This is a genomic window from Chitinophaga sp. OAE865 (genome assembly GCF_040546735.1).
Taxonomy (GTDB): Bacteria; Bacteroidota; Bacteroidia; order Chitinophagales; family Chitinophagaceae; genus Chitinophaga; species Chitinophaga polysaccharea_A.
Genome location: NZ_JBEPOF010000001.1, coordinates 3,044,778 through 3,065,200, shown reverse-complemented (window position 1 = coordinate 3,065,200; position 20,423 = coordinate 3,044,778). Strand labels below are relative to the sequence as shown.

The window sequence follows — 20,423 nt, the reverse complement described above, 5'->3', positions numbered from 1 at the left end:
AAGCAGGGCAAACATGTGGAGAGATGCGTGCTACTTCTTTCTTTTTTAAAAATTAGGCGGATAGTATAGAAAACCGAAAAAAATCATGACATTACAGCCATATGCCTTATCCTGAGCCCGGCATTTTCGCTGCGAATAGCAGTTGTTTTTGCTTAAATTAGTAACATGTCAACAAACGGAACCATCACTTTATCCCAACGGCTGAAACAATTCTCACACTTCCTTATTGGAGACGCCCGGCAGTTCTCCCTGGAAAACCGTATTTTCAATGCGATCTGCGCTATTTCCCTTTTTATCATTATTATTAATATACCATATAATTATATTACCGGTCTTACTGCCACCTCTGTTATTTTTGCCCTGCTAACGCCCGCATTTTCGTTTATTTATTTTTTGTCGAGATACCGGAAGAAGGTGAACGAGAGCGTTATCCTGGCTGCAATCGTGAGCAACGTGATGTTTGCCATTAACTATTTCTACAGCGGTGGGATACAGGGCGCGTCGCTGTTATCCTTTACCCTGGCGTTTTTCCTGATCATGCTCATCTCCCCGCGGAAACAATACTACTGGTGGCTGGGGCTGAACCTCGTTATTGTCCTGGGGCTTATTGCCTGGGAATATTATTACCCGGAGTCGGTAAACGAGGTGTATAAAACCAGGAAAGATATTTTTGCGGATATGACTCCCACCTATATCATTTGTGTGGGGGTTATTTTTGTGGGTACCATCTACCTGAAAAATGCCTATAACAACGAAAAACTGAGAGGGGAAGAAAAAACCCGCTCCCTCGAGATAATGAATACAGAAAAGAGTAAGCTGTTTTCACTCATCTCCCACGACCTGCGCAACCCGCTGGCAGCTATACAATCCTACCTGCAGCTGGTACGGGAAGTGGAACTGAACACAGAAGATAAAGCCCAGATAGAAACGGAACTGCTATACGTAGTGAACAGCACACAGGAAATGCTGTACAATATATTAATATGGTCCAAAACGCAAATGGATGGTCTTCATGTGAACCTCACTCCAGTAGATGTGGCCGCCGCTATACATCCTATCCTGAAGATCAACAAAATGGCGGTATCCAAAAAAAGGATCAGCCTTGATATCAATATAGATGCTTCCATCAAAGTGATGGCCGATATCAATATGCTGCAACTGATTGTGCGTAACCTGCTGGGTAATGCGGCCAAGTTCACTCCTGCCGGCGGAACTATTTTTATAAAAACCAGTAAAACGGGAGATAAATGCCTGATTGAAGTAAGGGACAGCGGCCTGGGTATTGACCTTTCCAGTCAGCAGGATATTTTTTCCCTGAAAGTACGCTCCACATTTGGTACAGATAATGAAAAAGGTATTGGCCTGGGCCTGTATCTCTGTAAGGAATATACGATGGCGCAACAGGGGCAGATCTGGTTCGAGAATAACAGCGGAGGGGGAAGCTCCTTTTACCTGGAACTCCCCCTCGCCAATTAATTATTCTGCTTTAAGGCTATTTACGGGGTTTGCAGTGGCCGCCCGGATAGCCCGGTAACTCACCGTTAAAAGGGTGATGGCAATAGCAATAAAGGCGGCTATCACAAACAAGGTCCAGCTGATCTTTACCTGGTAAGCAAAATTCTGCAGCCAGCGGCTCATCATATACCAGGCCAGCGGACTGGCAATCAAAATGGCGGCCAGCACCAGTTTCAGGAAATCTTTCGACAGCATAGCCACAATACCCGGCACAGAAGCGCCCAGTACCTTGCGGATCCCTATTTCCCTTGTGCGTTGTTCCGCTGCATAAGTAATTAACCCAAATAAGCCCAGGGAGGCGATCAGTATTGCCAGTATGGCGAACGTAATGAAGATCTTCCCGGTACGTTGCTCTGCAATATACAGGCGGTTGAAATCATCGTCGAGGAATGAATACACAAATGGCTGCCCGCTCATACCCGGCTGTGCTTCATAGGCGCTTTTTATTTTCGCGATGAGCCCCTGTATGTCGGCAGTATGAATGCGAAACGCCATTGAGCGGGGGTTTGACTGCAGCCGGAACACGATAGGAGGTATCTTGTTCCTCAAACTGCCGGCGTTAAAGTCTTTCACAATGCCAATTACTTTCAATGGCTTGTTTTCTCCACTATAAAGGTATTTCCCTTCCAGGTTACTGAAGCCAAACAAACGCGCGGCGGTTTCATTAAGCAGTACCGCAAAGGTATCTGAAGGCATATCCGGTGAGAAATTGCGGCCGCTCACCATTTGCATGCCCATGGTTTGAATGTAGTCGGCATCCACGTACCAATCAGGCACACCTGTTACCTGGCCCGCGCTGTGGGCGGCATCTTTTGAATAGATGTTGGTATTAAGGCTCATATCAGTAGGCAAAGAGGCGGTCATGGTGCCGGATTCCACTCCCGGTATGGCCAGCACTTCTTTCTTAAAGTTGGGGGCATGGATCCAGAGCGAGGAAGTATTGCCCACAATGAGCACCTGCTCCCGGTTGTACCCCAGCTTCTTATTCCGGATATAATTCAGCTGGCTGTTGATCACCAGGGTACCTACAATAAGCAAAATAGCGGAAGCAAACTGGAACACCACCAGGCTGCTCCGCAGCCAGCCGTTCCTGAAACCGCCATTCAGCTTACCTTTCAGTACCTTGATTGGCTCAAAGGCAGAAAGGAAAAAAGCCGGATAGCTGCCTGCCAGTAAACCTATCACCCCGGCGGTAAGCAACAGGAAAGGCAACAGCCACAACAGGTAACCGGTTTTCAGCACAATATGCTTACCCGATAACTGGTTGAGATAGGGCAGCAGCAACACAGCCAGGACGAGCGCCAGTACCAGTGCAAAGAAGCTGGTTAATATGGATTCTGTAAGGAACTGGAATATCAAAGATCCGCGCTGGGAACCCAGTACTTTCCGTACGCCTACTTCTTTTGCACGGCCTGCGGAGCGGGCGGTAGACAGGTTCATAAAATTTACACAGGCGATGAGCAGGATGATCACCGCAACCGCAATAAAGATATATACATACTGGATGTTGCCGGAAGGTTCCACTTCATCGGCCAGTGAGGAATGCAAATGGATCCTGGTGAGCGGCATTACATTATACCCGAAATGGCCGCCCGATCTTTTCAGGTCTGCAAAGTTGCTTCCTGTCATTTTCTGCAACGGCCCTTCCATATACTTTTTGGTAACGGCATCCACATAGCTCTGCAGTTGTGCGCCGGTAGCGCCTTCGCGCATCAGTACATAGGTGGTGTAGTTGTCGGACATCCAGCCCCCACTTTCCCTGCTTTCCGGCAGTTCGGACATAGCGCGCACAAAATCAAAATGCAGGTGCGACTGCTCCGGCATGTCTTTGATCACACCGCTGATCTGGTAGGTGCTAACATTATCTGTTTGCAATGTTTTGCCAACTACATCCGTGCTGTTGAAATATTTCAGGGCCATGCGCTCGGAGATGACCATGGTATGAGGCTGCGTGAGTGCGGTTTTAGGGTCCCCGCTGATCATTTCCAGGCTGAAAACATCAAACAGCGTGGAGTCTGCAAAGCTGGCATTGTGCTCTATCAGCGTGGCAGCGCCTTTTTTTACCAATATATTTCCCTGGTGGATAAACCGCACATAACTTTCTACGTTGGGATATTCCCGTTGTAATACCGGGGCCAGCTGGCTGGGGGTAAGTCTTTCCCTGAAAGCATTGCCATTTACAAAAAAGTCGGCATCTATACGGTAAACGCGGCCGGCTTTTTTGTTGAACCGGTCGTAGCTCAGTTCATCTGTAACAAATAAAGTGATGAGCAGGCAGGTGGTAATGCCTATGGCGAGCCCGAATATAGTGATGGCTGAAAAACCTTTGTTTCTCCAAAGATTCCTGAGTGCAATGTTGAAGTAATTCTTAAACATAAATACAGGCGCTCTAATTGAATGCCGGAAACAATGTCTAATGATAATCAGCCATTTAGTTTCAATCCCCCACCAGCTGGTGCCCGGTTTTAATACAGGGAGTGTCCGATAACGGTCATGGCTTTTTCAACGGCCCGGAGGCGGGCCATACCGTTACAGGAACATGCCCCCCGAGGCTTCGATTCGCTGGGCAGTGATCCAGCGCGCTTCCTCCGTGCACAGGAATGCCACTATGCCACCAATATCATCCGGTAAGCCGGTACGTCCCAGCGCAGTATGCGCCGTAATGTAGGATATTGCCTGTGGTGCATGTTCAAAAGTGGCTTTTGTAAAATCCGTTTCAATGATACCCGGGGCTACCACGTTGGCAGTGATACCGCGTGCACCCACTTCTTTGGCCAGGTACCTGGTAAATACTTCTATGGCGCCTTTCATGGAAGCGTAGGCTGCGTAGCCGGGTGTGGCAAACCTTGCCAGGCCGGTAGACAGGTTAATGATACGCCCATTGTCATTAATAAAAGGCAATGCTTTCTGCGTAAGGAAGTATACGCCTTTTAAATGCACATGGTACAGTTCATCGAAATCCTCTTCAGTAGTATCGGGGATCAGGGAGCTTCTGTCGATGCCCGCATTGTTTACCAGGAAATCAAATTTACCCTCGCCTGTATTTTCCCGAAGATGCGCTGCCGCTTCTGCCAAAAAACCGTCGAATGCTTTGGTATCGGCGGTATCCAGCTTATACGCGATCGCCTTTTGTCCCAGAGCCTGTATTTCTGCCACTACTTTGTTTGCTTCCTCCTGGTTACTTTTATAGGTGAGGATGATATCATGCCCGCTTTTAGCAAGCTGTAAGGACATATTCCTGCCTAATCCGCGACTGCCACCAGTAACCAGGGCTATTTTGTTTTTTGTTGCCATTTTGTTTTATTTTTTTTAATAAGACAAATTTCCGGGATTCTTCCCGGCTGGTTATGGTGACTACTTAAGTATTTAATGGTGACTGTTTAAGTATTTATTCTTGTAACAGGATCTCCAGCTGTTGTTTTAACTTCTCTTCCACTTCCGGCCCTTCGAAACCAATGTTGCTGAAAATAATATTGCCTTCTTTGTTGATAAGATAGGAAGCGGGGATGATATTAAATTTGAACTTATCTCCAATAGCAGGATCAGTGTTATAATACACTGGGAAGGTATACTTTTTGTTCCCGCTCCAGCCCTGTGCATCTGCCAATGTGTTCCGGGCGCCGCTGTTGGCGATCATAAATACAATGTCCGGGTTTTGCTTATACTGATCATATAAATGCTGGAGATAGGGCATTTCCTGCATGCAGGGCACACACCAGGTGGCCCAGAAATCAATCACCACGATCTTACCTTTGAGAGATGCGGCGGGTACCGGTTTTCCTTTCATGTCCACGAAGGAATTCAGCGGTGGCGCCGGGCGGTTGATCCGTTGTTTCTTTACTTTTTCTATCAGCATTTTTTTCCGGAACTCCTGCAGCTGGCCCAGTTTCGCAACATTGTTGGTTTGCCGGTAATAGGCCTCCGCGTTATCCAGTGTTTCTTTATCTGCATAGTAATCTACCGCCTGCTCCATATGCCTATCCCCTGCGGCATAGCGGCCCTGTTTCATATCTATCAGGCCAAGCATGGACAACAGGTGCCGGCTGGCCTTATTAAATACGGCTTCCCGGGTACTGTCGTCTGCAAAAGGGTAAATGTACCCGGTTTCCGGGAAATGACGGATCACGCCTACGGGGTAGCTGCGCACGCTATCCAGCGCCCGTTGGGCATAAGCGCGTGCGCTGTCCAGTGCAAGACTGTTATCCAGCAATGTTTGCGCAATCTGCTGCCAGGTGGTCGCCCTGTAGGGGTTTTCCTTTTCCGTGGTCATAAAACCGGCATGGTACAATGCTTTGGCACTGTCTTTTTTTGCGGCGTAATACCGGAATAGCACATCATGTATTTCTGTAAAGGATTCCTTGTTTTCCGGGGTTTCTTTTTTCAGCTCTTCTTCAAAAAAAACGATCTGCCGGGCTGTGTCTTTGCCCCTGGCTATTACGCCTGTCCTGATATCACGGCCCAGTGCAGATTCGGGGTAACGTTCCATTACTACGCGGCGAATAGAGTCCAGCCGGGAGTTTTCGCCAATGATCAGATAGCCCATTGTTACCTTGTTCATATTACCAGCCACCGTAGGCGCGCTGTTGAACTTATTGGCAATCACCTGGTGCGCCTGTTCCCGGAGCCGCTCTTTCTCTTTCGCAGTAGCGGCTTTGTTTATTTGATAGGTAAGCAGCCGCAGCTTAGCTTCATAGTTGTCAGGGTAGCGCTTCAGTTCCTCTTTATAGAGCGCGGCCTGTTTATCTGCCAGCAAAGGCGATTTACCCATCTGTGCACTAAGACTGTAAGCCTTGTAAAGCGACATGTCCTGCACCGGCACTTTGTTTTTGTATACGCCTATTTCGTAGTGCCGGTCTTTTGCCGGTTTATCTATGGCCTCGCCGCTTTCCAGGTAAAAGGTGGCAAAGGTGGTATAATTGGCCAGCTTAAAGGAGGTAGTCCATTTGTTGCCGGTTCGCTGCATATTCATCCGCCATGCGAGATTATAAAAATTGGAATAGGAAAACACGAGCGTTACCACGCCGGCGCCGGGCGGAATACCTGCTCCGGGGGCCGACGGGTCATATGTGACAGTCACGGTTTGCCCGCGTTCCGGAAATTCCGGGCTGATCACTACCCGTTGCTGAGCATATATTTTAGTGGCTGCCATAACAGCCACTAAAAGTATGATGGTTAATTTTTTCATTACCGGTTATTTGTACCCTTCGTTCTGGGTAAGGTTAGCATTGGTTCTGATGGCATCTGAAGGAATCGGGTACAGTGTATCCGTTGATTGCCAGTTGGCGCCTTTAATGGGGCCCAGCACGGCGTCTGCGCGTTTAGTGCGCTTCAGGTCAAACCAGCGGTGCCCCCATTCTGCGAACAATTCCACTTTGCGTTCCTGCTCCACAGCCAGTAACAGGGCGGGCTGTGTGAGCGATGTGGAAAGGTTGGGCAGGCCTGCACGGTGGCGGATAGCATCCAGGTCGTTGCGGCCGTCGTCCAGTTTACCCTGCTGTATGCGGGCTTCCGCACGGATAAGATATTGTTCCGCCAAACGCATCACCATAGAGTATTCACTGACGCCGCTGGTGCTTGTTCTTATTTTGTATTTGTAAGGAAAATAAACAGTGACGCCGGCAGTGGTTTTGTTGGAAGCGATCCAGTTAGCCAGGCGCAGGTCGTTCGGTTCATATTTTTTGATCAGGTTGGTAGTATCCAGCCTGAACACCGCTGTACCAAACAGGCCGGTAGCAGGGTTAATAGCCGGTGTGGAAGTAAATCCTTCCCAGGTATTGCGGCCTCCGAGCACGTTGGTTGGCTGTAACTGCCAGATAGCCTCATTGCTGTTTGCCAGGAATACCTTGTTCAGGTCTGTTACCAGTGAATAACGGTTGTCATTGATCACAAAGGATGCCGTGGTTTCAGCCAGGGCCCAGTTCTGGTTATAAAGATATACCCTTGACAGTAAGGCATTAGCCACCGCTTTATCAGGGCGCGTATGCTGCCCTGCAACAGGATAATCATCTCCCATTAATTCCACTGCCGCTTTCAGATCAGCAATAATGGCATTATACACATCCGCACGGGGAGCACGGGGTTTCACCCCATTTTCTTTATAGTCTGTGCCTGTGATCAGGGGCACATCTCCATACATATTTACTAAATAGAAATAGCAGAAAGCCCGCATGAAGTGCGACTCGCCAAGTAACTGGTTCTTTACGGCCGGCGTTAAAGCAGTTGCCGTGGAAAGCCCTTCCACACAGGCGTTCATCTGGTAGATATAACTATAAAGATCAGCAAACATGCTTTGCACATACTGGCTGCTGGGCAATAACCTGTTCTCTTTAAAAACATCATAGTTGGCAAAGGTGGAATAGTAGGCCAGATCATCGGCCTGCATGGCGGTGAGGTAATTGATCAGCACATTGGCAAACTGGTAATTGAATGAATACATGTTACTGTATAAACCGGTAACCGCGGCAGTAGCCGTTTTATCATCTGTAAACACCAGGCCGGATACCAGCTCATTCTTAGGCAACGGCGTATCTACGTACTTGCTGCAGGAGCTGCTGCCAAGGAGGAGGGCGCCGATTAAAAATATATGAATTCGTTTCATGGTAAATCTTTTTATATTCTTTATAAAGCAAACTGTAAACCGATGGTATATGCTTTTAACGGCGGCATTACCATTCCCTGGGTTTCAGGATCAAGACCTTTATAGTTGGTAAAGGTGAGCAGGTTTTGCGCTAAGGCGTATACGCTCACGTTATTCACTTTCCAGCGTTTGGTATATTTCGACAGGTCATATCTCACTGATATATTTTTCAGGCGGATATAAGAGGCGTCGCCCCAATTGGCGGTAGACAGGCTGTAGGCCCTGTAGTTAGCTGTTCCTGCAGAAATAGAAGCACCTGGCACATTGACGTTATCCCCTTTGTTTTTCCAGCGGTCCAGTGCGCGGAGATCCTGGTTTGAAAAAGTACCTATACCCTGAACTCCGTATCCATAGCCAATCTGCGGACCATCCTGTTTTACAAACTGCAACAGGAAATCAAGGCTGAATCCTTTATACGTAAAGCTGTTCTGCAGTCCTCCGTAAAATGCCGGCATTGTTTTACCAAGTGTTACATAATCGTCATACTCTACCGGGCTCGTGGTAGTGCCGTCGCTGTTGCTGTGGAACTGCGCCAGGCCTGTTTCCGGATCAATGCCCTGGAATTTGTATCCTCTTACAATAGTCAGTGATTGCCCTACTACATATAGATCTTTGTAAGCAGATCCTTCAAAACCCGGATATGATTTCAGCTCATTTTTACTGATGGTAAGATTTAACGATGATTTCCAGCTAAAGTTGGGCCGCTGGATATTGGTGGTATTCACTTCAAATTCCCATCCACTGTTAAGCACTTCCGCAGGAAGGTTGGCAGTAATGGTGGAGAAACCTACCTGTGGTGTTAACTGATCCTCCACCAGTTGATTACCGGAAATATTATGATAGTAGTTGGTATTGAAAAGTATCCTGTCGTTCAGGAATCCCAGTTCCAGCCCGATTTCCTTTTTACGGTTCTCCTCCCATCTGTACAATGGATTGGCCAGGCGTGAAGGCGTTAATCCCGGTACACCCCCGTATGGAAAGGAGCTTGAAGACCAGCTATCGAGATACTGGTAATTGCCTATATTATCATTCCCGGTTAAGCCTATGCTGGCGCGGAGTTTACCAAAGCTAAGAAAACGCACATCTTTCATAAATGCTTCCTTGGTAAAGATCCAGGCAGCTCCTATGGCGCCGAAATTACCGAAGCGGTTACCCGGGCCAAAGCGGGTGGAGCCATCGCGGCGGAAAGTGGCATTCAATATATACTTGCTATCCCAGTTATAGTTGATCCTCCCGAAAACAGAAGTGTAACGGTAGAAGGAATACATTGATGGATTGGGCGTGATAAGACTGGCGGCCTGCTGATCTTCCAGCAAGGCGTCGCTGGAGAAGCCGGTTGCTTTTACCGATTGTCCCTGGCTGATGGTTTGCTGCCAGGTACCGCCTACCATTACGTTCAGGTCGCCCTTGGCGATGGTCCTGTTATAATCCACCTGTGGCTCAATGATGTAAGAGCCAATATCGGAAGTACCGAAATACGACATGCTTCCTGTGGAAGTAAGGGGATTAAAGGTAGCATCCGGGTATACCTGCACCTGTTTCATGTTGGTTTTGTTGTATCCCAGGCTGGTTTTCAGGTTTAGCCCCGGCAGGATGGTGTACCTGATCGTACTGTTGGCTACCAGGTTATTGGTATTTATTTCAGACCGGCGCAGCAGGTAAGCCTGTGGATTCTGGAGGCCACCGAACCAGTAATATTTACCCGTAGAATCGTATAACGGGTAATTGGGAGACATGTTAAAGAAAGTGGTAAGATCGCTGGCCAGTGAATTATCCTTATTGGCAGAATAATTTACAGACGTGGTGATGTTGAACTTACCATCGGCACTGCTGTGATTTAAATTAAAATGACCTGCACCTCTCTGGTAGCCCAGGCTCCCCGGCATTACCGATGTTTCCTTATGATAAGTACCGCTTAACAGGAACTGCGTTTGTTCATTACCGGCAGACACTGAGCCCTGTGCTTCCGTGGTATGACCGGTACCGCCGATCATGAATTTCTGCCAGTCGGTGGTATGCTGCTGATCCCACAATGTGAGGTCCGGCGCTGTTTCATCATCGTAGGTTTTGCCGTCATTTTTAAAGGCTTCCTTACGCATGGCAATGTACTCCGGTGTATTCAGCATTTTCACCGTATTCACCACTTTGTTAGCGCCCGTATATACGTTAAAGTTAGCCTGTGTTTTACCCGACTTACCTTTTTTTGTGGTGATGAGTACTACACCATTGGCTCCCCTGGAGCCGTAAATAGCGGTGGCATCAGCATCTTTCAGCACATCTATACGTTCAATATCTGAAGGATTGATGGCAGCGAGGGGGCTTTGCTGACCGTTGGCAGAAGTGAACTGGTTCAGCGGTTCAGAGTAAAAAGGCACGCCATCTATTACATAGAGCGGATCGTTTTTATGATTCTGGTCAATCGAGCTTTGTCCTCTTATAAGTACTTTAAAGCTGGATCCGGGTAAGCCATTGGAAGAAGAGATCAGCATACCGGCCACCCTGCCCTGCATAGCAGACAGGGGGTCCATTACCGGTTGCGACCCTATACTTTCTGCGCTCAAACTGGAAACGGAACCGGTGTTATAGCGTTTGCTGGTGGTGCCGTAGCCGATCACCACGGTTTCATCCAGCCTGCTGGCCTGTTGCTTCAGGTACAATTGCAGCGGGCCATAATTGCCTATCCGGAAGGTTTGTGATTCATACCCTACGTAAGACACCACCAGCTCATCGCCTGGACCCGCGGCAAGGGAGAAGTGCCCGTTTTCATCCGTGATGGTACCGATGTTGGTGCCTTTCACTTTAACGGTCACGCCTATCAGCAATGTGCCCCCGGCATCTTTCACCACGCCCGTCACCGGTTGCTGGGTAGCTTCCGGTGAGGTGCTGATGTTGCTGCTGCCTGCAGGCAGCGCTTTTTTCTTAATGAAAATGGTTTTGTCTTTGATCGTGTAATCCAGTGGCTGGCCTTTGAATATTTCCGTGAGGAAATCGGTGAGACGGGTGTTTTGTGCCCTGACGGTTACCGGTTTAACGGTGCGCAGCAGGTCCCTGTCGTAAAAGAACAGGTAACCTGTTTGTTTTTTCAAAGCAGTAAACACTTCTTCCATCGGCGCATTTTTTACCGATACAGACACTGTTTGCGCAAAAGCACCCGCAGATACTTTTAACGTTGCCACAATCATGAGAACAATTGTCAATCTCATAGTAAGTGCAATTTTGGTTGGGGAAAGTCCAGGCATAGAAAGGACTTTACCATGATAATTCAATTGCATAGATTTGCATTTGTTAGGATGGATAATCAGTATTCAAGTATGTACAAGCAGAGTGCTACTATCATCCGGACATATTCACCGGGGATGGGTCCAATCATCCCCGGTTTTTTGTCTGTATGGCAGCATTATAAAACTAAAGTTGGTTGTGCATAAACGTTCTGTTGACAATAGCTAAAAAATAAGCCCGCTGTTACTATGGTTCCACGATAATGCTGCGTCCCTTCAGGCGGAAATGGATACCTGTATTTTCCAGTCCTTCCAATACATCCGCCAGTGGCAGGTTACGTTGAATTTCCCCCTGAAAACGGCGGGCAGGGATATTACCTGCATAAACAATTGTTACATCATACCATCTGGCCAGCTGACGCATCACGGTGGGGATGTCTGCGTCGCGGAAATAAAATTCCTCTTTCTTCCAGGCCAGTATCGCTGCAGTATCTGCCTGCGCTACGATATCAATATTACCAGGGCTTTTTACCAATGCCTGCTGACCGGGTAATAATACCCTGGAACTGTTGCCTGCATTTACTTTTACGGCGCCTTGTATAAGGGTCGTTTTAATGCCTGGTTCATCTGTATAGGCATTGATATTAAAACTGGTGCCTAATACTTCTATGTTGGTTTGGTGACTGATCTTTACATAAAAAGGCGTTTTTGCCATGGCAGCCACTTCAAAATATGCTTCTCCTTTTATTTCCACTTCTCTTTTTTCCTGCCGGAAAGCCGTAGGGAAAGTGATAGCCGAAGCTGCATTGAGCCATACCCTGGTGCCATCCGGCAGTGTGAGGCGGAATTGTCCGCCTCTGGGAGTGGCCAGTGTATTCAGGGTGGTTTGCGCGGAATAGTCCTGAGTGTTGTATTGCAGCTGGCCTTTGTTCAGATGAATAAGGGCCCCCTGCTGTTTGATCACGGTGTTACCGCTGCTATCAAGTTGTATTACCGAGCCGTCTGCCAATGTTAAGGTGGCTTTGCTGGAACCAGGCAATACCGGCGTTGTGGTGAGCGCCGCTACCGGGGCAGGCGGGGCGGAAGGGCGGAAAAAATATATGCCTGCTCCCAATAGCAGCAATACAGCCGCGGCGGCGCTCCACCACCGGTACATACGGCGTGCCGGTGCATTATTTTCTGCCGGGAAGTGCTTTGCGCTGAAAGCAGCCCAACCGGCGGCAGTGTCAAATTGTTCGTATTGTAACAGCTTCTCGCGGAGGATCTCCGGATCAGTCATCTGTTCAAAAAAAAGACGGTTCTCTGCGGAGGCATCCCGCCACGCGCGCAGTTCTTCCTCTTCAGCTGCCGTTAGAGCGCCCTGCTGGTAACGGCCTACCAGGTATGCAATCCGCTTTGTTTCACTGTTTTGATCTGCTTCCAAACTCACCTCTTTTACTATAGAAACAACAGGATGTTGTTTTCGATTAAAGAAATCTCAAAAAAAATTTACAGGGATCAATAATAATTGTAATAATATTTGATCAGGGTGATATAAATGCCCAGTAACGGCACGATGTTCTTTTTGATAAGGCTGCTCCGGATCAGTTTGAGCGCCCGAAGTTTCTGCGCTCTTACGGTATTATAGGAGATCTGGAGACTGGTGGCAATCTCTTCATTTTTTCTTCCTTCGAGATAGCTTAGTTTAAAGATCCGCCGGCATTGTGTTGGCAGGCGTTCTATTTCCTCATAGAGCTGATGAATAATTTCTGTTTCGGTAAGCACCGGGTCGAAGCCGGCCATTTCTGTAGTGGCCTCATCTTCCTGTAAATAAGAAAATTCTTTCTCCTTTACATGGAGCCGTTCACGGCTTTTCAGAAAATTGAGACAGGCATTTTTGGTGGCAATGAAAAGAAAGGCTTTTATACTGGCGGCCGACTGGAAGTCGCCCCGCTTGTTCCACAGCTTTGAAAAGGTTTCCTGCACGAGGTCTTCCGCCTCCTGTGCGTCAGCAACAATGGTAAAGGCAAAATAACATAATGCTTTGTAGTGCTGGTTAAATATGAAACGGAATGCGGATTGTTCCCCACCAGCGAACTTTTGCAATAAAATATGCTCCTTGTTTGAATACTCCTCTATCATCCCTGGAAACACCCTCCTGGCAATATAAACGATGATTTATCGGTATAAAAATACCGATAAAAGCTGATTAATTATAGATAAAGAGAAAAATACATGAGCTTGTCAGATGCCTGTGAAGCTGTTTAAAAGGCCGCATTATTTCCCGGTGATGCGGTATACGCACCGGCGCTGCCCTTCCAATATATGTTCCAGGCGCTCTACTTTTGCATGTTTGCCCAGGATAGTGGAAAACATCTCCTGTTCCGACTGGCAGAACCGGCTGCAGCAGGTAGCCGCCGCCTGGATGGGGCAATGGTTCTCTATGAGCAGGTAACTGTTTCCTTCATCCACACAGGAGGCCATGTAACCCTCACGGTTACGGATATCCGCTAATATGCGCACACGGCTTTCCAAAGTGGTAGCGCCCTTCAGTTCTTCCTGGTATTTTTCCAGCACACTTTGAGCCGCTGCATCAAGCACGCTCTGCATCATATCAGGTGGAAGCGTTTTGTTCATGTTACAAAGCAAACGTAATGCAAGGTCCTGGTGCCGGTCGGGGAACCGGGCATTACCTGCTTCCGTGAGCGACCAGATCTGTTTAGGCCTGCCCCTGCCCTTCGCCTCCGTGGTGGCTTGTACCAATCCCTCATTTGCCAGCTTGAGCAGCTGAAACCTGGCGCCTTCCATCGTTACCTTCAGTTCCTCCGCCAGTTTACACAAAGGTTGCGGCCCCTGTGCTTTCAGGATCCATACCGCCCGCTCATTATCAGCCAGGTTATTATTCATAATAAACAAAGTGTTTATTTGGTTTATTCAGCAAAGATACTATCTTTGTTCCATAAAGAAAACGATCCTTTGTATTACGTACGCCGGCAACACGGCGGGGTATAATAATGTGTGCACTCATTGCCTGCCTTGCTCCCGGGCAAGTATAACAAGGTGTATGAATATTCATTGCCTGCCCCGCAATACCCTGTGCATCCGTACATATGCCAGCGCGCAGCGCATATGTATATGGTGCGCACAACCGGTGATACGTATGCATACTGCGCTCCTGCATTTACCGGCCGGCAGGGCCCTCCGGCCGGTAGCAATTTTACAGTGCGAACTATCAGTTACTGCCGGAATGTTATTACCGGTACGGGTAGTTGCATGTCTTACTAAAAAACAAAAAAAATGAAAATAGCCATATTAATCGGAAGTATCCGGCAGGGAAGGCAATCACAGAAAATTGCGCACTACCTGCAGAAAAAACTAACAGATAAAGGCCTGGACACCGACCTGGTAGACCTTGCCGAAACACAGCTCCCAATGCTGGAAGAGCGGGTGGGCGTTCATCCGCAACTGCCACAGGTGGTAAAAGACCTGAGTCTTCGCCTGCATGCGGCCGATGCGCTGATATTTGTTACACCTGAATACCATGGAAGCTTTTCGGGTGTACTGAAAAATGCCCTGGATTATTTCAGCAGCGAGTTCTCCAGGAAAGTCATCGGGATTGTTACGGTCAGCGCCGGGAAACTCGGCGGTATCAATGCCGCTACACAACTCCAACAGGTGATACTCAGTGTAGGGGCTTATGCACTGCCGGTAAAACTGCTGGTACCGGAAGTATATGGGGCATTTACAGATACACAGGAACTTACCAGCGAACATACCGCCAAATCCGCGGCCCGTTTCCTGGACGAATTCTACTGGCTTGCCAGCGCTGTTTACGAAAAAAAGAAAGCAGCGGTAGCTGTATAGATCAAGTACCGGCGCTGGTTCCAACGGGCAGGAGCCGGCGCTGGTTGCTTTTTTCCCGCGCCATCCCCCTTTCCTCCCCGATAACGCCCGCCACGAAGCGTGAAAAAAATAATATCTTGTTGTGATATTATGCAATATTTGCAGCGCGGATTCGTCTTCATATGGAAATCCTTTTAAAAGCCGCGTCCCGCTAAACACACCAGTTAATAATGAAACAAAAAGAGGGTAGTAAAAAGAAAGAAGCCGGCATTTTCAGTCTCCTGCAACCCTATGCGGGCATGGTTAGTTTGCTGATCCTGTTTACACTGCTGAGCAATGGTCTCAATCTGTGGTTACCCAAAATTATCGGGAACGGGATCGACAGCTACGAGCATGGCACTTTCCAGCTGAATGCGCTGTTGACAAAATTTTTGGTGGCGGTGGTCATTATCCTGCTGTTCACCTATCTGCAGAACATCATACAAACATATGTGTCGGAAAAAGTAGCGCGCAACCTGCGCACTAAAATATCAGACAAGATTTCCGGCCAGAGCTATGCCTGGGTGGAACAGGCCAATCCATCCCGGCTGCTCACCAACCTTATTGCCGATGTGGATTCCATCAAGCTGTTCGTTTCTCAGGCCATCGTTTCACTGGTGTCGTCCCTGTTTATTATTATAGGTGCCAGCGTACTGCTGCTCACCATTAACTGGAAACTGGCACTGGCAGTGATTGCCACGCTGCCCGTAATAGGAATCACCTTTTTCCTGGTATTACGCAAAGTGCGGTCCCTGTTCATAAAAAGCCGGGAAGTAATGGACTGGCTGAATAAAGTGATCAATGAAAGTATACTTGGCGCAGCCCTGATCCGTGTAATCAATTCCCAACAGCTGGAGTACCAGAAATTCCTGGATGCCAACGGCAAAGCAATGGATTTTGGGTTGTCTATAGTAAAGCTTTTCGCGGGGCTGATCCCTGTGATCACATTTACTGCAGGTATTGCTAACCTCATCATCCTCGCACTGGGCGGACATTTCGTGATAACCGGCAGCATGAGCCTCGGTGATTATGCAGCGTTCAGCAGTTATCTTGCTTTGCTGATCTTCCCGATACTGGTGATCGGCTTTATGAGCAATATTATTGCCCAGGCCACCGCTTCCTATCAAAGGATCAGTAATGTGATCAACATGCCGGACATTATGCCGGCAGGTGATGTTACTACGCCTGTTAAGGGAGATATTGAATTTCAGCAGGTAGACGTTAGCTACGGCCAGAAACCGGTGCTCAAGGATATTTCCTTCTCCATCAAAGCAGGGTCGAAGGTGGCCATTATCGGGCCTACCGCCGCCGGCAAAACACAGCTGCTATACCTGCTCACAGGCTTACTCAAACCTTCTTCAGGCACAGTGCTGGTAGACGGGCGCCTGGTAAGCGATTACAACAGCGAATCCTTTCATAGCCAGGTAGGCTTTGTATTCCAGGACAGCATCATCTTTAATATCAGTATCCGGGAAAATATAGCATTCAATGAAACCGTTACCGAAGCGGCCATGGAAAAAGCATTACGCACTGCTGCCCTGAAAGAATTTACAGAAACCCTTCCTGAAAAACTGGATACCATCGTTTCAGAAAGAGGGGCCAGTCTTTCCGGCGGACAGAAACAACGTATCATGCTGGCCCGTGCATTGGCTATCAACCCGAAGATCCTGCTGCTGGACGATTTCACCGCCCGGGTAGACACCAATACGGAGAAGAAAATCCTTACGAATGTGCAGGCGGAATATCCCGGCATCACATTGCTTTCCGTAACACAGAAAATTTCTTCGGTGACACATTACGACCAGATCATCCTGCTCATGCAGGGTGAAATTATTGCCAGCGGCAAACATGAAGAGCTGCTGCATACCAGCCCGGAATACATCCAGATATTTAATTCCCAACAAAGCACCAGCAATTATGAATTACAATCTTAATAAGTTTACGGAGAAAGAGCAGAAGATTTCCAACTACTCCGCATTCAGAAACTTGCTGAAGCTGATTTCGCATGAAAGAAGGAACCTGGCAGTAGCTTTAACGGCTATCCTGGTTAATTCCGTGCTTAATCTGCTGGGACCCTTTTTAATCGGTTATACCATTGATCATTATGTGCAGCATAAGCAATATCACGGCGTACTGGTCTTTTCAGGTATACTGCTGGGGTTGTACCTGGTAGCATTATTCACCAGTTACTTCCAGACAAAGCTGATGGGCGGCGTTGGTCAGCGGACCTTGTTTACCCTCCGGAATGCTATTTTCAGTAAGATACAACAACTGCCGGTAGCCTTTTTTAACCAGAACAAAGCAGGCGACCTTATATCCCGGGTTAATAATGATACAGATAAACTCAACCAGTTCTTTTCACAATCACTGATGCAGTTTGTGGGTAACATTTCCACCATGATCGGCGCAGGCGTTTTCCTGCTCATCATCAATTATAAAGTCGGCATTGCCGCACTGGCGCCGGCTTTACTGATACTCCTCTTCACCAGGATACTGTCGCCCTGGGTAAAAAGGAAAAATGCCGAGAACCTGAAAACGGTAGGTAACATGAGTGCCGAAATACAGGAAAGCCTGAGCAATTTTAAAGTGATAGTAGCATTTAACCGCCGGGATTATTTCAGGCAACGTTTCCAGGATGCCAATGAAAAAAACTACCGCAGCGCTATCGGCACCGGGCTTGCCAACAATGTGTTCCTGCCATTCTACGCCATGTGCGCCAGTATCGCACAATTGCTGGTATTAACCGGAGGCATCTACCTGATCACACAAGGTGAATTTAGTATAGGCTTACTCGTTAGTTACCTGGCATATGCCACCTATTTTTATAATCCGCTGCGGCAACTGGCCACATTATGGGCCAATTTCCAGGTGGCGATGGCCGGCTGGGACAGGATCTCTGAAATACTCGGACTGGAAACAGACCTGGTAACAGTACCTGCTGCTGCGGCTTCCGGCAATACTACCGCACTGCTGGAATTCAGGAACGTACATTTTGGTTATCCCGAAGGAAGGGAGATCCTGCACAACATCAATCTTTCACTGGAAAAAGGGAAAACATATGCACTGGTGGGCCCAACCGGTGGCGGTAAAACAACTACCGCTTCGCTGATTGCCCGATTGTACGACCCTACACAGGGCATGGTGCTACTGGATGGCAGGGATATCCGCAGTTACAGTGCAGAAGACCGTTCTCAGAAAATAGGATTCATCCTGCAGGAGCCTTTCCTGTTTACCGGAACGGTAAAAGAAAATATCCTGTATGGCAATCCTGCTTACAAAGATTTTTCCAACGAACAACTCACAGAGGTGATCAGGGAATCCAATCTTGAAAAGCTGCTGGCTATTTTTGAAAACGGGCTGGAAACAAAGGTCCTTTCGGGGGGCGACAGTGTAAGTCTGGGTCAAAAGCAGCTGATAGCCTTTATGCGTGCCGTGCTGCGTAAGCCCGACCTGCTGATCCTGGATGAGGCCACCGCCAACATCGACACGGTAACCGAACAGTTACTCGGAGAAATACTGGAAAAATTACCTGAAAGCACCACCCGGGTGATCATTGCCCACCGCTTGAATACCATTGAAAATGCGGATGAAATATTTTTTGTGAATTCGGGAGAAGTGACACGGGCAGGCTCTTTACAAAATGCGATGGAAAAACTTTTGCACGGCGTGAGGGCAAGCTGATCCCTTGTTTCATCCAACGAACAGAAGTTACCAGGGAGCTGTGAGAGCGCCTTTCATGCGGATGCTGTAATGTTATAACCGTACGGTGCACAAAGTAAGCGGGCGGAAGTCCTGAATTTTTGTTATATTCACCATATGTCAAAATTCAAAGACGTAGTGGTAACACTATCAAAAAAGCATCCGCAAACCGGCGAACCGGTGCAGGCCGGTCACACGTTTGTAATAGGCCTGCTGGGTAAGAAAACTGCCTTTTACGAAATACCGACGGAGCAGTTAAATAATCTTCATAACGATGATCTGCAAAAAGCATTATTTAACCTGCTTCACCCGCAAACCCCGCATCATTAAACTTCCTGTTTTCTTCAGCAGGCAATTCCCGTGAGTTGCGTTGATGGCTATCTGGTTCTATCTTCTTCTGTCTAAAAAAATCAAATCAACAAACACTCTTTGTTAAAAAACAAACGATGATCAAACCAAACTGCCCTTCATCTCCCTTATAAAACTTAATCAACCCTCCCTGTAAAACAAACGATGATCAAACCAAACATCTCTTCATCTTTCTTAATATAAAAATCAAATCGACAAACACTCTTTGTTAAAAAAACAAACGATGATAAAACCAAACAAATCAGCGTAATCCTAAACCAAGGTAATCTCCTCCGCTCTAAAAAATTTTGTACTATTTGGTAAAGAATATATCTTTGGGTGATAAAAGGGAGAGATATGTCGGGCAGACCAAAAATATTTGATGACCAGGAAGTGCTCAGCAAAGCCGCTGATGTTTTCTGGCACCAGGGATATGAAGCTACTTCTACGGAAGATCTGCTGGAGGCCATGGGCATAGGCAAAGGCAGCTTTTACCTGGCTTTTAAAGGCGGTAAGAAAGAGCTTTATGAAAGGGCGCTGGCACTGCGCAGCGACCAGGCAATGGCGCGGTTCAGAAGAGAACTGGATGCAGCAGATGACCCGGTGGAATATATCCGCGAATTTTTTCGCAGGATTGCACATAGCACCAGGGCGAAACATCAGAATGGCTGTATTTTTGGCAATGCAGTTGCAGAGCTTTCCAATATCGAAAACCCAATGATGAAAAGGGCCGCTACTCACCTGCAGGGGCTGGAAGCGCTTTTTCTTGACGCCCTGCTGAAAGGAAAAAAACAAGGCACATTGCATTCAAAGCTGGAACCGGCAATATTAGCCCGTCTTCTTCTCAACAACTGGAACGGGTTGGGCATTACCAGGCGGATTTACCCCGATAATGATGCGCTCTCCGAACTGATAGAAACACAATTGAAAGTACTTGACTAACAAGGAGCTATTGAAATACCTCTTTACCCAGGAATGTATTTAAAATCCTTAGCTCGTCAGCATACAACTAAAAGTACCTTGTTGATCAGGAATATTTAAAACCTTCTGATCGGTGCTGCATTAATATGCCTTCATTGATAAGGAATGCTTAAAACGCTCAGCCAGACAGGGTTTCAATTAAATACACCTCTATTAGTAAGGAG

Annotated in this window: 14 protein-coding genes; 6 read left to right on the top strand and 8 right to left on the bottom strand. The window is 47.6% G+C overall.

The window, feature by feature from the left end:
* Positions 1-165 precede the first annotated feature (165 nt).
* The gene (locus ABIE50_RS12470; RefSeq protein WP_209861132.1) at positions 166-1,476 is read left to right on the top strand and encodes a sensor histidine kinase; all 1,311 of its coding nucleotides are present in this window, start codon (positions 166-168) and stop codon (positions 1,474-1,476) included.
* Here ABIE50_RS12470 and ABIE50_RS12465 read toward each other — a convergent pair whose 3' ends face one another.
* The 8 genes from ABIE50_RS12465 to ABIE50_RS12430 all read right to left on the bottom strand — a co-directional run bounded on the left by ABIE50_RS12465 (position 1,477) and on the right by ABIE50_RS12430 (position 14,256).
* Positions 1,477-3,891 carry an ABC transporter permease gene (locus ABIE50_RS12465; RefSeq protein WP_209861133.1) on the bottom strand — a complete coding sequence of 805 codons (2,415 nt, stop codon included), beginning with the start codon at positions 3,889-3,891 and terminating at the stop codon, positions 1,477-1,479.
* Between the two features lie 153 nt (positions 3,892-4,044).
* Positions 4,045-4,809 (bottom strand): SDR family oxidoreductase, encoded by a 765-nt coding sequence (locus ABIE50_RS12460; RefSeq protein ID WP_209861135.1) that lies wholly within the window; start codon positions 4,807-4,809, stop codon positions 4,045-4,047.
* 94 nt (positions 4,810-4,903) lie between these two features.
* Positions 4,904-6,700 carry a TlpA family protein disulfide reductase gene (locus ABIE50_RS12455; protein WP_209861137.1) on the bottom strand — a complete coding sequence of 599 codons (1,797 nt, stop codon included), beginning with the start codon at positions 6,698-6,700 and terminating at the stop codon, positions 4,904-4,906.
* Positions 6,701-6,706: 6 nt separating this feature from the next.
* On the bottom strand, positions 6,707-8,113 hold the full coding sequence (locus ABIE50_RS12450) for a RagB/SusD family nutrient uptake outer membrane protein (RefSeq protein ID WP_209861139.1): 1,407 nt from the start codon (positions 8,111-8,113) through the stop codon (positions 6,707-6,709).
* A 20-nt stretch (positions 8,114-8,133) separates the two neighbouring features.
* Entirely contained in the window at positions 8,134-11,355 is a 3,222-nt protein-coding gene (locus tag ABIE50_RS12445; protein ID WP_209861141.1) for a TonB-dependent receptor, read from the bottom strand.
* A gap of 262 nt (positions 11,356-11,617) precedes the next feature.
* Positions 11,618-12,793, bottom strand: a complete 1,176-nt coding sequence (locus ABIE50_RS12440; RefSeq protein ID WP_209861143.1) for a FecR family protein — start codon at positions 12,791-12,793, stop codon at positions 11,618-11,620.
* A gap of 74 nt (positions 12,794-12,867) precedes the next feature.
* The gene (locus ABIE50_RS12435) at positions 12,868-13,455 is read right to left on the bottom strand and encodes an RNA polymerase sigma-70 factor (protein ID WP_209861145.1); all 588 of its coding nucleotides are present in this window, start codon (positions 13,453-13,455) and stop codon (positions 12,868-12,870) included.
* A 171-nt stretch (positions 13,456-13,626) separates the two neighbouring features.
* Positions 13,627-14,256: a helix-turn-helix transcriptional regulator gene (locus ABIE50_RS12430; protein WP_209861147.1), complete on the bottom strand. Its 630-nt coding sequence runs from the start codon at positions 14,254-14,256 to the stop codon at positions 13,627-13,629.
* Between the two features lie 390 nt (positions 14,257-14,646).
* Here ABIE50_RS12430 and ABIE50_RS12425 point away from each other — a divergent pair, with 390 nt between their 5' ends.
* The 5 genes from ABIE50_RS12425 to ABIE50_RS12405 all read left to right on the top strand — a co-directional run bounded on the left by ABIE50_RS12425 (position 14,647) and on the right by ABIE50_RS12405 (position 20,220).
* Positions 14,647-15,213, top strand: a complete 567-nt coding sequence (locus ABIE50_RS12425; protein ID WP_142682916.1) for an NADPH-dependent FMN reductase — start codon at positions 14,647-14,649, stop codon at positions 15,211-15,213.
* A gap of 209 nt (positions 15,214-15,422) precedes the next feature.
* Complete coding sequence (locus ABIE50_RS12420; protein WP_209861149.1) at positions 15,423-17,165, top strand: ABC transporter ATP-binding protein; 1,743 nt, start codon at positions 15,423-15,425, stop codon at positions 17,163-17,165.
* Complete coding sequence (locus ABIE50_RS12415) at positions 17,149-18,912, top strand: ABC transporter ATP-binding protein (protein WP_209861151.1); 1,764 nt, start codon at positions 17,149-17,151, stop codon at positions 18,910-18,912. Before ABIE50_RS12420 ends, ABIE50_RS12415 begins: the two co-directional genes overlap by 17 nt.
* 135 nt (positions 18,913-19,047) lie before the next feature.
* Positions 19,048-19,260 carry a hypothetical protein gene (locus ABIE50_RS12410; protein WP_209861153.1) on the top strand — a complete coding sequence of 71 codons (213 nt, stop codon included), beginning with the start codon at positions 19,048-19,050 and terminating at the stop codon, positions 19,258-19,260.
* Between the two features lie 375 nt (positions 19,261-19,635).
* Positions 19,636-20,220 carry a TetR/AcrR family transcriptional regulator gene (locus ABIE50_RS12405; protein ID WP_209861154.1) on the top strand — a complete coding sequence of 195 codons (585 nt, stop codon included), beginning with the start codon at positions 19,636-19,638 and terminating at the stop codon, positions 20,218-20,220.
* Positions 20,221-20,423: the final 203 nt, after the last annotated feature.

What these genes read in the sequence shown, in the direction of transcription:
- ABIE50_RS12470 (WP_209861132.1), top strand. Translation starts at nt 166, where the DNA reads ATGTCAACAAACGGAACCATCACTTTATCCCAACGGCTGAAACAATTC.
- ABIE50_RS12465 (WP_209861133.1), bottom strand. Translation starts at nt 3,891, where the DNA reads ATGTTTAAGAATTACTTCAACATTGCACTCAGGAATCTTTGGAGAAAC.
- ABIE50_RS12460 (WP_209861135.1), bottom strand. Translation starts at nt 4,809, where the DNA reads ATGGCAACAAAAAACAAAATAGCCCTGGTTACTGGTGGCAGTCGCGGA.
- ABIE50_RS12455 (WP_209861137.1), bottom strand. Translation starts at nt 6,700, where the DNA reads ATGAAAAAATTAACCATCATACTTTTAGTGGCTGTTATGGCAGCCACT.
- ABIE50_RS12450 (WP_209861139.1), bottom strand. Translation starts at nt 8,113, where the DNA reads ATGAAACGAATTCATATATTTTTAATCGGCGCCCTCCTCCTTGGCAGC.
- ABIE50_RS12445 (WP_209861141.1), bottom strand. Translation starts at nt 11,355, where the DNA reads ATGAGATTGACAATTGTTCTCATGATTGTGGCAACGTTAAAAGTATCT.
- ABIE50_RS12430 (WP_209861147.1), bottom strand. Translation starts at nt 14,256, where the DNA reads ATGAATAATAACCTGGCTGATAATGAGCGGGCGGTATGGATCCTGAAA.
- ABIE50_RS12425 (WP_142682916.1), top strand. Translation starts at nt 14,647, where the DNA reads ATGAAAATAGCCATATTAATCGGAAGTATCCGGCAGGGAAGGCAATCA.
- ABIE50_RS12420 (WP_209861149.1), top strand. Translation starts at nt 15,423, where the DNA reads ATGAAACAAAAAGAGGGTAGTAAAAAGAAAGAAGCCGGCATTTTCAGT.
- ABIE50_RS12415 (WP_209861151.1), top strand. Translation starts at nt 17,149, where the DNA reads ATGAATTACAATCTTAATAAGTTTACGGAGAAAGAGCAGAAGATTTCC.
- ABIE50_RS12410 (WP_209861153.1), top strand. Translation starts at nt 19,048, where the DNA reads ATGTCAAAATTCAAAGACGTAGTGGTAACACTATCAAAAAAGCATCCG.
- ABIE50_RS12405 (WP_209861154.1), top strand. Translation starts at nt 19,636, where the DNA reads ATGTCGGGCAGACCAAAAATATTTGATGACCAGGAAGTGCTCAGCAAA.